The organism is Kribbella sp. NPDC048837, assembly GCF_055586945.1.
This window is the reverse complement of sequence record NZ_JBVJHF010000002.1, coordinates 411,061-425,326: the sequence shown is the minus strand read 5'-3', so window position 1 is coordinate 425,326 and position 14,266 is coordinate 411,061. Positions and strand designations below refer to the sequence as shown.

12 protein-coding genes are annotated in these 14,266 nt (G+C 68.3%); 2 read left to right on the top strand and 10 right to left on the bottom strand.

Translation table 11 applies throughout. From position 1 onward, the window contains the following. Positions 1-280 precede the first annotated feature (280 nt). From ACZ6O0_RS09955 to ssd, 8 genes are all read right to left on the bottom strand, one after another. On the bottom strand, positions 281-901 hold the full coding sequence (locus tag ACZ6O0_RS09955) for a response regulator (RefSeq protein ID WP_465764471.1): 621 nt from the start codon (positions 899-901) through the stop codon (positions 281-283). Between the two features lie 202 nt (positions 902-1,103). Further along, positions 1,104-2,495, bottom strand: a complete 1,392-nt coding sequence (locus ACZ6O0_RS09950; protein ID WP_465764470.1) for an MFS transporter — start codon at positions 2,493-2,495, stop codon at positions 1,104-1,106. A gap of 829 nt (positions 2,496-3,324) precedes the next feature. Further along, positions 3,325-3,870: a TadE family type IV pilus minor pilin gene (locus tag ACZ6O0_RS09945; RefSeq protein ID WP_465764469.1), complete on the bottom strand. Its 546-nt coding sequence runs from the start codon at positions 3,868-3,870 to the stop codon at positions 3,325-3,327. 474 nt (positions 3,871-4,344) lie between these two features. Then, positions 4,345-4,563, bottom strand: a complete 219-nt coding sequence (locus tag ACZ6O0_RS09940) for a DUF4244 domain-containing protein (RefSeq protein WP_465764468.1) — start codon at positions 4,561-4,563, stop codon at positions 4,345-4,347. A 107-nt stretch (positions 4,564-4,670) separates the two neighbouring features. Next, the gene (locus ACZ6O0_RS09935) at positions 4,671-5,387 is read right to left on the bottom strand and encodes a type II secretion system F family protein (RefSeq protein WP_465764467.1); all 717 of its coding nucleotides are present in this window, start codon (positions 5,385-5,387) and stop codon (positions 4,671-4,673) included. 104 nt (positions 5,388-5,491) lie between these two features. Further along, positions 5,492-6,340: a type II secretion system F family protein gene (locus ACZ6O0_RS09930; RefSeq protein WP_465764466.1), complete on the bottom strand. Its 849-nt coding sequence runs from the start codon at positions 6,338-6,340 to the stop codon at positions 5,492-5,494. After that, positions 6,337-7,839, bottom strand: coding sequence for a TadA family conjugal transfer-associated ATPase (locus ACZ6O0_RS09925; protein WP_465764465.1), 1,503 nt, complete (start codon positions 7,837-7,839; stop codon positions 6,337-6,339). The genes ACZ6O0_RS09930 and ACZ6O0_RS09925 overlap by 4 nt, the downstream gene beginning before the upstream one ends. A 48-nt stretch (positions 7,840-7,887) precedes the next feature. Continuing rightward, a complete protein-coding gene (ssd, locus tag ACZ6O0_RS09920; protein ID WP_465764464.1) occupies positions 7,888-8,967 on the bottom strand; it encodes a septum site-determining protein Ssd in 1,080 nt (359 codons plus the stop codon). Positions 8,968-9,172: 205 nt separating this feature from the next. Between ssd and ACZ6O0_RS09915 the strand changes: the two genes are divergently transcribed. Further along, complete coding sequence (locus ACZ6O0_RS09915) at positions 9,173-10,882, top strand: glycosyl hydrolase family 18 protein (RefSeq protein WP_465764463.1); 1,710 nt, start codon at positions 9,173-9,175, stop codon at positions 10,880-10,882. Between the two features lie 28 nt (positions 10,883-10,910). Next, a complete protein-coding gene (locus tag ACZ6O0_RS09910; RefSeq protein WP_465764462.1) occupies positions 10,911-12,452 on the top strand; it encodes a glycoside hydrolase family 18 protein in 1,542 nt (513 codons plus the stop codon). Positions 12,453-12,488: 36 nt separating this feature from the next. Here the strand turns inward: ACZ6O0_RS09910 and ACZ6O0_RS09905 are convergent, their stop codons facing one another. Together ACZ6O0_RS09905 and ACZ6O0_RS09900 are read right to left on the bottom strand one after the other, a co-directional pair. Further along, the gene (locus tag ACZ6O0_RS09905) at positions 12,489-13,247 is read right to left on the bottom strand and encodes an SGNH/GDSL hydrolase family protein (protein WP_465764461.1); all 759 of its coding nucleotides are present in this window, start codon (positions 13,245-13,247) and stop codon (positions 12,489-12,491) included. 88 nt (positions 13,248-13,335) lie between these two features. Further along, positions 13,336-14,223, bottom strand: coding sequence for a LysR family transcriptional regulator (locus ACZ6O0_RS09900; protein WP_465764460.1), 888 nt, complete (start codon positions 14,221-14,223; stop codon positions 13,336-13,338). Positions 14,224-14,266 lie beyond the last annotated feature (43 nt).

Here is a 14,266-nt window from a genome sequence, read left to right as displayed (position 1 = left end):
GCCGAGCTTGGCGAGGTCGAGGGCCAGTTGGCTACTGGGGTAGTCGGTCAGGCGACCGGAGCCCAATCGGGCTCGGCTGCAGTCCAAGCCGGCAGCCCGTCCCTCGAAGCAGAGCTGTCGACCAGGGTTCCGTCAGCACCGTTAGGCGCCTACCTGGCTGCGTGGGAGCAGCCCACCAAGTGGTTGCTTTGGACACGGAACAAGCGCGTCGCAGTCAGCACGACCTCGACGCGGGCGTGCCAGTTGTACTCGTGGCAGGGCGGTACGAGCGAGCCGGGGTTCAGTCGAGGAGCCAGCCGTTGTGTTCGGCGATTTGGATTGCGTCGGACCGGGTGCGGGCACCAGTCTTGCCGATCGCTGACCACAGTCGGGTACGCACGACGCGCTCGGAGACATCGAGTTTCCGCGCCATCAACGCAACCGAACCACCCTCACGAGCCGTCCGCAGGGTGTCGGTCTCGTCGTCGTCGAGCGGTGTCTCGGAGTACTTGAGTGTCTCGGCCGCCAGGTTCGCGTCGACCACGCGCAGCCCGAGGTGAACCCGCCGTACTGCATCCGCCAACTGCGGCGCCGGACTCCCCTTCAGTGCGAACCCCTTCGCACCGGCGTTGAGACCACGCCGCAGATGCACCGGGCGCCCGTACGTCGTCAGCATCACGACCCGGCACTCCGGCATCGACGTCCGCAGCTCGGCGGTCACCGTGATGCTGTCACTCCCCGGGCCTGCGGCGTCGAGCAGAGCGACGTTCGCGCGGTGCCGTTTCGCGGCACCGACCACATCGTCGCTTCTGTTGAGCTCGGCAACGATCTCCAGATCTCGCTCACGCTCGAGACTGCTGCGAAGCAAGCCGCGGCTGAGGATCTGGTCGTCGACCAGCAGCAGCCGGATCCGGTCGGGCAAACGGACCTCCGAGGTAACCGTCCGGACGCCGGGGAAGTACGTCCGGGAGGATGAGCAGGACTCGGTTCCAGATCATGAAGCCCGCTCGCACGCCCCGTCCACATCAACGCGGCATCTCTACCAGATTGCGACCAGATCGCGACCCCACCAGAACCACGCCGAACCCACACACCCGAACACCGCCTCGGTGGTGCTCGTTGGGTCAGCTAGCGACCGGCGCCGGCTCGGCAGTTCGCCGTACGGATTGCCGCACGCGAGGCCGCAGTGCGAGGTAGATCAGAACCGCACAGGCCAGCGTCACGACCACGTCCGCCGACAGCGCTAGATGGAAGCCGGCGAGCTGTACAGCCTGGCTGGCCGCAATCGCACTGAGGACCGGCGTGCCGACAGTGCCGGCCACCTCCTGCGTCATCGAGGTCAGACCGCTTGCCAGTCCCTGCTCGCCGTCGGGCACGCCGGAGGTCGCCGTCACGGTGTACGCCACAATCGCGGCGACGTGCCCGAAGAAGCCGATGAACAGGGCCGGGATCAGCACGACCAGCGCGATCCGGTGGGCGCCGAGAAAGACTAGCGGGAACGTCGCGACTCCTTGCACGGACATGCTGACGGCCAGGACCAGGCGACTGCCGTGGCGCCCGATGATCCGACCCGCGAGAACACCGGCCGCCACGGACGCGAGGCCCGGAACCCCGAAGACGATACCGGTCGCAAGCGGCGACAACTTCAGCGTCTGCTGCAGGTACAGCGTCGTCAGGAAGATCATCGCGGGCTCCATCGAACACACCACGAACCCAGCGAGGTTGCCCCAAGCCACCGACGGCCGCTTCACCACCTGCCGCGCTACGAGCGGCGCCGGCGAACGTAACTCGATCACGACGAACGCAGCCAGCAGTAGTACGCCGACAACCGCCGATGGGGCGCTCCGCTCGATCACGGCGTACACGACCGCCAGGAGCCCACCGGTGACTGTAACGGCTCCCGGTACGTCCACCTTCGACCGAACACTCGCGGAACTCTCGGCGACCACGAACGGAGTGAGCGCGAGGACGACCACAGCAGCCGGCACGTTGATGAAGAACGCCGCGCGCCAGCCGAGCATGCTGACCAAGGCACCGCCGACCAGCGCGCCCACCGCGAACCCGGCTGACAGCAGTGCTCCTCGCAGCCCTAGAACCCGCTCTCTTCTTGCACCCTCACCGAAGCTCGTGGTCAGCAATGACATGGCCGAGGGAAGCGCCATCGCCGTGGCTAGACCTTGCAAGGCCCGCGCGATCAGCATCACCTCGGCGCTACCCGCGAAGCCTCCGACCAGCGACGCCGCGGCGAGCAGAACCATTCCGGACAAGAACAGCCTGCGTCGCCCGAAGAGATCCCCGAGTCGCCCGAACAACAACGTGAAACCAGCCGCCGGTAACGCGAACGCGGAGGTGATCCATGGCAACCCGGCTGGCCCCAAGCCAACCGCGGCCCCAGCCTCGGGCAGGGCCACGTTCAGGATCGAGAAGTCCACAGACATCATGAACCCGGCTCCGAGCAGCACCAGCAGAACCACCCGCTCTCGCTTGGTGAATCGCAGTGTCGGACCGGCGTGCATGACTACCTCCCGGTTAATAGCAACCTATTGGTTGCCACTTTATAGCAACCGATTGGTTGCGTCAAAGAGATGCTCTGGCCTGCGCGTTCGTGTGGTGGTGGTCGATCCGTGGCTGTTGCACCGTGAGCTGCGAGGCCGTAGCTGCTGCTCCCTGTGAGCTGCCAGGCCGTAGCTTGTGCCGTCTTGTTCAGCCGGGGTCCGTGGCTGGGGCTTGGTGAGGGCTAGAGAGGGCCGGCTCGGGCGGTGGTGGTCAGCGTTGGGTGGGAGATCTGGAGGTTGAGTTGGAGGGCTACCTCGACGGTGACCGAGGTCGGCGTCGGATGGCAGGCGGTCAGTTGGACTTGGTGGAGAGCGGCTATTCGAGCGGCTGTGGCGCAGGCCTCGGTAACGGCTGATGTGGTCGCGGCGAATGCGCGCCCGTCTGAGGTGGATGCTGCGGGAGCTGGCTCGTCTGAGGTGGTCGGAACGAGACCTGGATCGTCTGGCGTGATCGTGGCGAAGGCGGGGGCGTCTGGGTTGGCCGTGGCGAGAGCGGGTGCGCTTGAGGTCGTGGTTCGAACGGGCTCGTTTGAGGTGGTCGTGGCCTGGGGTGGTTTGCGGGTGGCTGTTGTGGGGGTGGTGTCGGTTTGGGTTGCTGCGGCGTACGGGGTGTTGTTGGGCGGGGTGGTGAGGGAGTGGGCGGCGCTTAGGGCTATTAGGTCGGCGGCGGCGGTGAGTTTGTGGCGGGCTGTGGAGATGGCGGACCAGAGGGTGGCGGCGGTTAGGGCTGTGATGAGGAGTACGGCGGCGAGGAGGGAGTGGAGGGTGGAGCTGCCTTTCTCGTTGTGGGTCATGGGGTTTCCTGGGTGGTTGGTTCGGATTGGAGGGTTGCGTGGGCGGTTAGGTGAGAGGGGGCTAGGGCTGCGAGGAGTGGGGGGTTGTGGGTGGGGGCGGCGGTGACTGTTACGTGGATGTCGGAGCCTTCGCGGGTGATGGTGATGTCGCCGGTGGGGAGGGTGCGGCGGCCGATGGCTTTCGCTTCGTCGGGTGGTTCGCCTCGGGCTACTGCGCGGGCTACGTCTCGGGCGGCGTCGATGCATTGGATGTTGAGGACGACCAGGCCGATCGACCAGATCCCTAACAGGAGCAGGGAAAGCAGGACTGGGAGGGTGATCGCCAACTCGGCGGTCACGGCGCCGCGGTCAGACGGTTGAGCTCGTGCGGCAAACGTGGCGCGGGAGCAGGTAGTGGTGTGCGCGGTGGAGACGACTCGCTTGCGTGCGGCGGATCGGGCGGCGGGGATGGCTCGAGCGGAAGGCGTGAGTTGTGGGGTGGTGCGGGCGGCGTCGCGAGGGGTGGCGGGTGGGGTGGCGGCGAGGGGGTTGGGGAGGCGCATGAGGGCTCCGGGATCCAGGCGTTGGGGCGGGTGCGAACTGGGCTGCGGGTTGGGCCGACGGCGGCGGGTGCGAACTGGGCTGCGGGTTGGGCCGACGGCGGCGGTTGTGATCTGGCCAAGGGCCCGTGGCGTCGAGTGAGGGTGGCACCCGAGGCGGCGGGCGGGCGACGCGGGTTCGAGATAGGGCGACGCGTTCGATGAGGGCGGCGGCCGGAGGCGAGGCGGGCTGCGTGATCGGGCCAGGCGTCGGTAATGGCGGCGGCCGGCCGGGGCCAGGCGGGCTGCGCGATCGGGCCAGGCGTCGGTAATGGCGGCAGCCGGGCGGGGGCGAGGTGGGCTGCCGGATGCGGCGAGGCGTTTGGGGTGAGGGTGGCGGCCGGGCGGGGGCGGCGGGATGGGGCGAGGCGTTGGGTTAGGTGCACCGGGGCGGCCGGTCGGGGAGGGGTGGCTCGACCGGCCGCCGGGGGGTGGGGGTTAGAGCTGGACGCCTTCTACGCCGGCTAGCTGGAGGGCGTAGTTGATGAGGGCTTTGAGGGCGTTCATCATGACGTCGGATTTGAGGAGGGCGACGAGGATTCCGCCGAAGCCACAGGCTGCTACGACGCTGACGGCGTACTCGGCGGTGGCGGCGCCGCGCTGGGTGTAGGGGCGGGCGCGGAGATGGTTGCGGACGGCTACTAGTGCCTTGGACATCTGGATACCTCCGTGGTTGCGATCGGCTTGTCCGGTTCGCTCATTGACAACATGCCGTTGCTGGATGGCCTTTTTTACAAGGAGTTTTGGGGTTGTGGATGACGGCTTCAGGGATGGAAAAGGTAGGGGATCAGGGCGTCGGCGATGGTGGGGACGATGGAGAGAAGGATGAAGGCGGGGAGGAAGCAGAGGCCTAGCGGGAGGGCGGCGCGGGACTCTGCCGCGCGGGCTTGTTGGTCTGCGGCGTGGTGGTGCGCCTGGCGGGTGTCGTCGGCTAGGTGTTCGAGGGTTTTGGAGAGGGGTGCGCCTGAGCGGATTGAGCGGTCGATGGCTCGGGCTACGGGGGCGCAGGCTGGTTCGGTGCGTAGACGGGACCAGGCGTCGGCCGGGTCGGCGCCTAGGGCTAGGTGGTGGGCGATCTTGGTGAAGACGTCGGCTAGTGGGCCGGGGATGGCGGTCGCGACGAGGGTTAAGGCGTGTTGGGGTGGGCGGCCGGCTCGGAGACAGGCGGTTAAGAGGTCTACGGCTAGCGGGAGGTCGCGGGTGATTTGGGCGGTGCGTTGTCGGGTGGCGGCTGGTTCTAGGCGGGATAGGGCGCGAGGGATTGTGTAGAAGGCGATTGCTGCCGGTGGGATGCCCCATGGGAGGCCGATGAGGAGGAGTGCGCCGATTGCGGTGATGGCTGCTGCGAGTCGGTGGGGTCTTGGGGTCTGGGTGCGCGTACGGCGGGGGTGTGCGGTGAGGCGGCGGAGGTCGGGGTGGGGTGGGGTTAGTAGGTAGGTGGTGATTGCTACGGCGGTTGCTGCGGAGAGGGTCGCTGGCATGACGGACCTCGGAGAGGGTGGGGCTGGCACCGGGAAGGCGGTGGTCGTGTGGGTGGCACGAGGCGGGGTGATGGCGGGTGGTGGGTTGGTCGGAGAAGCTGTTGTTAGGTGGGGGGTTTGGAGAGGTGGGTTGTCCAGTGGAGGCCGATGGTGGTGAGGGTTAGGCCTGCGGTCATGCAGAGCCAGCCGGTGGGGGTGGCGGTGAGGAAGGTGAGGGGGTGGGCGCCTAGGGAGTAGCCGAGGGCTATGCCGAAGAGAGGGAGGGCGGCGAGGATCCGGGCGGTGGAGCGGGCGCCTGCGAGGCTGGATTCGGTTTGGCGGTGGATGGTTTCGTCGGCGCGGAGGGAGTCGGCCAGGCGCTCGGTGAGGGCGGCGAAGGCGGCGCCGGATTCCTCGGCTACGCGCCAGGCTGCGGAGAGGGCGCGGAGGCCGGTGGCGCCTGGGGATTCTGCGGATAGTTCTAGGGCGCCAGGGACGTCGCCGCCGAGTTTGGCTGCTGCGTGGGCTACTTGGAAGTCGGGGCTGATGGAGGCTGCGCCTTCCAGGCCGTCGACGGGTGGGCGGCCGGCGGTCAGGTCGGCGGCTAGGACGTCTAGGGCTTCGATGATTTGAGTACGGCGTGCTGTGGCGGCTGTGCGGCGTTGGTGTTGGGTGCGTTGGTTGGCGATGAGTTTGATGACGACTGCTATGGCGATGGTCGAGACGAGGAACTGTGCTCCGAGGAGGAGTACGAGGAGCGCGGCGATCGGTGCTAGGGGGATGGCGCGGCCGAGGTGGGCGGGGCGGGTGAGGTTGTCGAGTGGTCGGTGACGGGTTGGAGACGGGCGGGTGAGTTGTCGGTCGTCGGGTCGTTGGGGGTGCGGGGTTAGGCGGTGGAGGCCGCGGCCTGGGTGCGGGAGGAGAAGGGTGCTGGCGAGGAAGACCAGGAGGGCGGAGACGAAGGCGGCGGTCATGCTGCACCGGGTACGCCGGGCTGCGGGTCGGCGGTGTGCGGGTGTGGGTTCGGGTGGGTGGCGCGCGAGGTCGACTGCAGCTGGGAGGTGACGCCGCCGGGCTGCAGGTCGCAGGTGTGTGGGCGTTGGGCCGGGTGAGTGGCGTGTGAGATCGGCTGCGGGCGGGAGGTGGGTTCGCCTGGCTGTGGGTGCGGGAGAGGCGGGCTCGGGTTGGTGGGATCTGGGTGTCGGTGGTCTACAGGTTGGGCTGGGACGGGCTGGGGTGGTTGGTGGGCTGCGGATGGCTGGGTGGGTTGGGGGTTGGCGGCGGGTGGGGTTGGGCGGAGGGTGGTGAAGGTTTGGGCTGAGGGGTGGAGGGTGGTGGTGCCGTTGGGGTGGAAGTGGACGGCGGGGGTGGTGGTTATGTGGCCGGTGGGGTGGCGGGTGAGGGTGTGGATTTCGGCTACTCGGCGGTGGCCGGTGGGGTCTCGGGTCAGGTGGATTACGGCGTGGAGGGCGGATGCGACCTGGCTGTGGATGGCCTCTCGGGGGAGGCCGGCTAGGGCGCCCAGGGCTTCCAGGCGGGCTGGGACGTCGGCGGCTGAGTTGGCGTGGATGGTGCCGCAGCCGCCTTCGTGGCCGGTGTTGAGGGCGGTGAGGAGGTCTACTACTTCGGGGCCGCGGACTTCGCCTATTACCAAGCGGTCGGGGCGCATGCGGAGGGCTTGGCGGACCAGGTCCCGGAGGGAGATCTCGCCGCTGCCTTCCACGTTGGGTTGGCGTGCTTCCAGGCGGACCACGTGGGGATGGTTGGGGCGGAGCTCGCCTGCGTCCTCTACCAGGACCAGGCGCTCGGATGGGTCTGTCAGGGAGAGCAGAGAGTTCAGGAGGGTTGTCTTGCCTGTGCCGGTGCCGCCGCTGATGAGGAACGCTCGGTGGGAGTCGAGGAGGTCGCGGAGGATCGGCGTACCTGATGGAGGTAGGGCGCCGGCGGTGACGAGGTCGTCGAGGGTGAAGACGTGGCGGGCGGGGACGCGGAGGGACAGGCAGGTGCCGGGGCCGGCTACGGGGGCGAGGATGGCGTGGAAGCGGGTGCCGTCGGAGAGGCGGACGTCGACGTACGGCGTGGCGTCGTCGAGGCGGCGGCCCGCTGCGGCGGCCAGGCGGGTGGCTAGGCGGCGGATGGCGGGTTCGTCGCCGGTGCGGACGAAGACGCGCTCCAGGCCTTGGCCGCGGTCGATGTAGACCTCGTCGGGGCCGTTGACGAGGATGTCGGTGATGCCTGGTTCGGCGAGCAGGCTGTCGAGTGGGCCGGCGCCGAGAGCCTCGCGGCGGAGGGCGGTAACGACGGCGAGGACCATCGCGTCGCCGCAGACGGTGCCGTCGGCGCGGAGGGCGGCGGCGACGTGGGCAGGGGTTGGCTTGGCGCCGGTGAGGGCGAGTGTGCCGCGGACGCGGTTGAGCAGTTCGGCGGATACCGAGGCACTCTCGAGGGTGGCTGAGGCAAGACGATTGGTCATGCGGTTTCCGATCCGAGTGTTCGCGCTCAAAGGTGAGGGAGGCGGCCGCTAAGCGGCTGTTGATTGCTGATGGGTGAAGAGGTCCAGGAGGTCGGTGGCTGCTCGGGCCAGAGGGCCGCGGGGGCGGGGGTCGAAGCGGCCTTGGTCCATGGCTGTGGGGAGGTCGCGTTCGAGGCCCACTTTTGTTGCTAAGGGCAAGGACAGGTGGGTGGCGACGTCGGTGGCGGAGAGACCGTGGGGGCGGGATTCTCGAGCGATCACGCGGAGATCGCCGGCGACGGCGCGGAGGGGGCCGACGAAGCGTTTGGCGGCGGCGACCGAGCGGACGTCGCAGGGGACGACGAGCAGGGTGGCGGCGGCTCGGATGAACCCCTCCTCGACCGCCGCGTCCGCGCGGCGGGGAAGGTCGACGACGACGAGATCACTGCTGCGTTGGGCGGCGCCGATCACCGAACTCATCGTGTCGGGTGGCAGGACAGTCACATCGGATTGGTCCCAGGACAGGACCGCGAGACCGTCGACCGACGGTAAGGCGGAGCGCAGGGCGGCGGCGCTCACCCGGCCAGAGGCGTTGAGGAGTTTGGGCCAGCGGTCGCCGGGGTCGCGTTCGATGCCGAGGGCCAACTCGATGCCGCCACCCAACGGATCTCCGTCGATCAGCATGGTGCGGAAACCGCGTCGGTTGCCGAACACCGCGACGGCCGAGGCAAGGGTGGTCGCCCCCGCTCCCCCACATCCGCCGACGAAGGCGAGCGTGACAGCCGTCCGCACGGCACCGTCCACCGCGTCCGCCAACTTGCCCGCCAGCGCGGACTCGTCGTCGGGCAAGCGCAGCACTGCATCCGCACCGACGTCGAAGGCACAGCGGTAGAGGTCGTCACCGTCCAGGACCGAACCCACGACGACGACGCCTGGTCGAGCGGCGGGCTGCGCACGGGCCAGCGGCTCGGCCAGGTCGCGGCCGACCACGACCAGCGAACAGGAGTGCCAGCGACGGCGGACGCCGACCAGGTCCGGCTCGACCACGGGCGTGATCGAGGCGGCCGCCGCCAGCCGGAGCAGGTCGTCGAGCAGGATCTCGTTGGTAGTTGCCAAGAGCACCGATGTGGGGGGTGAGGTGTTGTCCATGCCTAGAACATGCCGTCATCGACCCGCTTCCGCGGACCGCACCGAAACCCTGTGGACAAAGGGGTTGTCGGGTTTCCGTCAGCAGCGGGAACCCGCCACGGCGAGGCGGCGACCAACCCGACGGGAACGGTTACGGTTCCTTTCGAAGCGTCTTTAACTAAATTTCACCGGACCGCTTCCGTCCCACGCTCCGGAGGACCCGCCCATGAGTCGATTACGCATGCTCGCCACCACGGCCACCGTCGCCGCCACCGCCCTGATCGCCGCCGCCGGCGTCTCGCTGGCCACCCCAGAAGCACGCTCCGCCGCGGCTGCGACCAGCGGCGGCGTCAAGACGGCCTACTTCACCCAGTGGGGGATCTACGCCAACGGCTTCTACCCGAAGAACCTGATCACCACCGGCGCCGCCGGCAAGCTGGACTTCCTGAACTACGCGTTCGCGAACATCCATCCGACCGACCACACCTGCTTCATGGCCAACAAGGCCGCGTCCCAGGACGAGAACAACCCGAGCGCCGGTGACGGCGCCGGCGACGCGTTCGCCGACTACGGCAAGTCGTACGGCGCGGACATCAGCGTCGACGGGGTCGGTGACGTCTGGAACCAGCCGATCCAGGGCAACTTCAACCAGCTGAAGAAGCTCAAGGCGAAGTACCCGAACCTGAAGATCCTGATCTCGATCGGCGGCTGGACGTACTCGAAGTACTTCTCCGACGCCGCCTCCACCGACGCCAAGCGCAAGGCCTTCGTCAGCTCCTGCGTGAACATGTTCCTCAAGGGCGACCTGCCGATGGTCGACGGCTTCGGCGGTCCGGGGAGCGCGGCCGGGATCTTCGACGGGATCGACATCGACTGGGAGTACCCGGGCTCGCCGAACGGTCACGTCGGCAACCACTACAGCACCGCCGACAAGCAGAACTTCACCCTGCTGCTGGCCGAGCTGCGCACCCAACTCGATGCCTACGGCAACCAGACCGGCAAGCGCTACTACCTGACCGCGGCCACGCCGGCGGGCCAGGACAAGATCTCCACGATCGAGACGAACAAGATCGGGCAGTACCTCGACTACAACAACATCATGACGTACGACATGCACGGCGGCTGGGAGGCCACCGGGCCGACGAACTTCCAGGACCCGCTGTACACGGCACCCAACGACCCGAGCACCCCGATCCCGCCGGGCCAGGGCAAGTACTCCGTCGACGCCGCCGTGAAAGCGTGGACAGCCGGAGATTCGGCGTACGGCATCCCCGGTGGGTTCCCGGCGAGCAAGCTGACCATCGGATATCCCTTCTACTACAGGGGATGGAAGGGTGTCCCGGCCACGGCCAATGGCAAGTACCAGCCCGCGACCGGACCGGCCGATGGACACGCTCTGAGCGGCAACGTGCCCGGTGTCTCGTTCTACAAGGAGCTCACCGGCTTCGTCGACAACCCGTCGATGACGTACTTCGACGACGCCACCAAGTCCTCGTGGTTCTACAGCAACGGCACGTTCTGGTCGGGTGACAACGCCCAGTCGATCAAGGCCAAGGCCGACTACCAGCACTGCAACGGACTGGCCGGCGCGATGATGTACTCCCTCGAGGCACTGGACCCGGGCGTCACGCTCTTCAACGCCGTCGTCAACTCGGTCAACGCCGAGACGCCGGGCTGCAGCGGCCCGCCAACCTCGCCGCCGACCACGCCTCCCACCACACCCCCGACCACACCGCCCACCACTCCACCGACCACACCGCCGACGACCCCTCCCACTACGCCGCCGACCACGGCGACCCCGTGGGCGCCCAACACGGCGTACGCGACCGGTGCACTGGTGTCCTACAACGGCGTCACCTACAAGTGCATCCAGGGCCACACTTCCCTGACCGGCTGGGAGCCACCGAACGTCCCCGCACTCTGGGGCCGGGTCTGATCACGTACCGCCCACTGATCGGAGCATCATGAAACGCATCTCTCTGGCGATAGCAGCCATCATCGCGGTCGTCGTCGCACTGTTGACCGCACAGGCGGCGAACGCGGCAGGAGTCACCGCAGCCTTCACCAAAGTGTCCGACTGGGGCAGTGGCTTCGAAGGCAAGGTGACCGTCACCAACGGCACCACCAGCACAGTCAGCACCTGGTCGGTCGCACTGGACTTCCCGTCCGGCTACACCGTCAGCAGCACGTGGGACGCCACGCACACGAGCAGCGGCCAGACTCACACCTTCACCCCACCCAGCTGGGCCGGACCGCTCGCACCGGGCGCGTCGGTCAGCTTCGGCTTCAACGGCAGCCCGGGCAACTTCCCAGGCGTCGCCGCCTGCCGGCTGAACGGCGGCTCCTGCTCGGGCGGCGGTGGCGGCACTGCCCCCGGCGCCCCCACGGGCTTGTCCGGTACGGCGTCCGGCACGTCCGTGAACCTGAACTGGTCCGCGACCTCCGGTGCAACCAGCTACAGCGTCTACCGCAACGGCACCAAGGTCGGCAGCCCGACGGGTACGTCGTACACGGACTCCGGACTCAGCGCGAACACGACCTACAGCTACCAGGTCAGTGCGTCCAACAGCGCCGGTGAGGGCCCGAAGAGCAGCAGCGTCTCGGTCACGACCGGCAATGGCGGTGGCAACACGGGCACCCGCCGGGCAGCGCCGTACCTCTACATGGGCTGGGGCGACCCGCCGAACCCGCAGACGGTGATGAACGCGACCGGGATCAAGTGGTTCACGATGGCGTTCATCCTGTCGTCCGGCGGCTGCAACCCGGCCTGGGACGGCTCACGTCCGCTGCAGGGCGGCGCCGACGCCAACGCGATCGCCCAGATCCGCGCGGCCGGCGGTGACATCGTGCCGTCGATCGGCGGCTGGAGCGGCAACAAGCTCGGCCCGAACTGCAGTACGCCGGAGGCCCTGGCCGGTGCGTACCAGCAGGTCATCAACGCCTACAACCTGAAGGCGATCGACATCGACATCGAGAACTCCGACGAGTTCGAGAACGAGGCGGTCCAGGACCGGATCCTGAACGCGCTGAAGATCGTCAAGCAGAACAACCCGGGGATCCAGACCATCCTCACCTTCGGCACCTCGACCACCGGCCCGAACTACTACGGCAACCGGCTGATCGAGCGGTCCGCGGCCCTCGGCGCGAACATCGACATCTTCACGCTGATGCCGTTCGACTTCGGCAGCGGCAACATCTACAACGACACGGTCGGCGCCTCCACCGGCCTGAACAACAAGCTGAAGTCCGTCTTCGGCTGGACGACCGCGCAGGCCTACGCCCACCAGGGCATCTCCGGCATGAACGGCCTGTCCGACCAGCAGGAGATGACCACCACGGCGACCTGGCAGAACATCACCAACTGGGCCAAGTCCAACGGCCTGGGCCGGCTGGCGTTCTGGTCGGTGAACCGTGACCGCGGCTGCGCCGGCGGCGGCGTGGTCTCCAACTGCAGCGGCATCGCCCAGCCCGACTGGGAGTTCACCCGCATCACGGCAGGCTTCTAGAACAGGTACGGCTGAGCGCGGCTGATCCAGCCGTGCTCAGCCGGCCTTGATCGCGTCGACGATCAGGCCGTTGCGGGCGTTCTGACCGAGCGGCACCGACGGATGCAGCCCGTCGCGGAGATACCTCGCCAAGCGGTTCGGCTTGGCGGCCAGATGTTCGGCCCAGTGCACGACGCGAAGGTTGTCGTACCGGCGCTGCGCGTCCGCGAGCTGCAGGTTGATCCAGGCGCTGTTGCGCTGGTCCGAGACCTGCACCCCGGGACCGTGCGCCGTCCGGGCCGCCTGCACGTTGACCCAGTAGACCGTCCGCTCGTCGCCGACGATCTGCATGGTCCGGTCGACCTGAGCGGCGACCGCGGGCGGCGTGAAGATGTCGTTGGAACCGACCGACATGAGGATGCGGTGCGGCAAGCCGTAGTCCTGCGCCCAGGTGTCCAGCGCGTCGACCGCCGGCGTGACGGGGCGACCGGCCCAGTTGTGGACGGCGACGCTGATGCCGAGCTGGGACAGCTGCCGGGCCAGCGCCGGCCCGTCCTGGACCCCGATGCTGTCGCCGAACATGAAGACGCCGTCGGTCTCCCGCGTCTTGCGGACCTGCGCCTCGGCCGAGATCGCGCGGGCCTGCCGCTCCCAGGCTCCGAGTACGCCGGAGCCGTAGTTGCCGAGCGAGCTCATGCCGGCCACCGACTCGGCCGATGCCGCAGCCGTCGAGGCGACCGTCGACGCCGCAGCGGCCGTACCGGCCGCGAACAGCATCCGACGGCTCGGCCGGAACGAACTGAGACGCTTCCTCACGGAGGAAAGAGTGCGGTGGAAAGCCCTCTCACTGCAAGTCGACACCGCGAAATTGGGACGAACGCTACGGAACTCACTGCCGCGGAAGTCAGCTGGACGTCACCGGCCGGGAACGGACGAACGTCCGGAACCGCTCGGCCGCCGGCGTCAACTGCGTCCGCAGCCGCCAGGACATGCCGATCTCACGACGCGCCTGAACACCGGCGAGCGGGATGGGCACCGCGCCACTGTCGTTCCCACGGACAGCACCCGACGGCACGATCGCCACACCGAGCCCGGCACCGACCATGCTGTCGATCGTCGCGAGGTCGGTCGCCTCGAAGGCCAGCCGCGGAGTGAAGCCCGCCGCGCGGCAGAGATCGTCCGTCACGCGCCGGAAGCCGAAACCGGGCTGCAGACCGACGAAGGGCTCATCAGCGACTGTCTCCAGTTCCACTCGATGCCGGGACGCCAACGCATGTCCCGGCGGGACGTGCAGACAGAGCCGCTGCCGCTCGAGCAGGTGCCAACCGAACCGCTCCGGGTCGGGCCGCGGCGCGACGATGGCGATCTCGGCCTCGCCACTCTCGAGGTCCTGGACGATGTCGTGCGCAGGCTCCTGCCGCAGCGCGAAGTCGATACTCGGCGCCACCGCGCGGAAGGCCTTCAGCAGGTCCGGCATCAGGCTGGTCGCGACCGAGTGCAGGAACGCCAGCCGGACCGTCCCGGACTCGGGGTCGAGCAGCGCGTCGATCCGCTGCCGCGCGGCGTCGACCGCCGCCGTCCCGGCCCGGGCCGCCTCGAGCACCAGTCGCCCGTACGGATTCAGCCGTACGCCGCGGTGCTCCCGCTCGAACAGCGGGACCCCGAACGCGCTCTCCACCCGGCGCAGCGAGCGGGACAGATTCGGCTGGCTCGTCCCCAGCACTGCCGCCGTCTCGGTCATGTGCTCGGTCTCCGCGAGTACGGCGAACCACCGCAGGTCCTCGACGTGCATGCGATAAGTGTATCGATTACTGCTGAGATCGACATTTTACGTA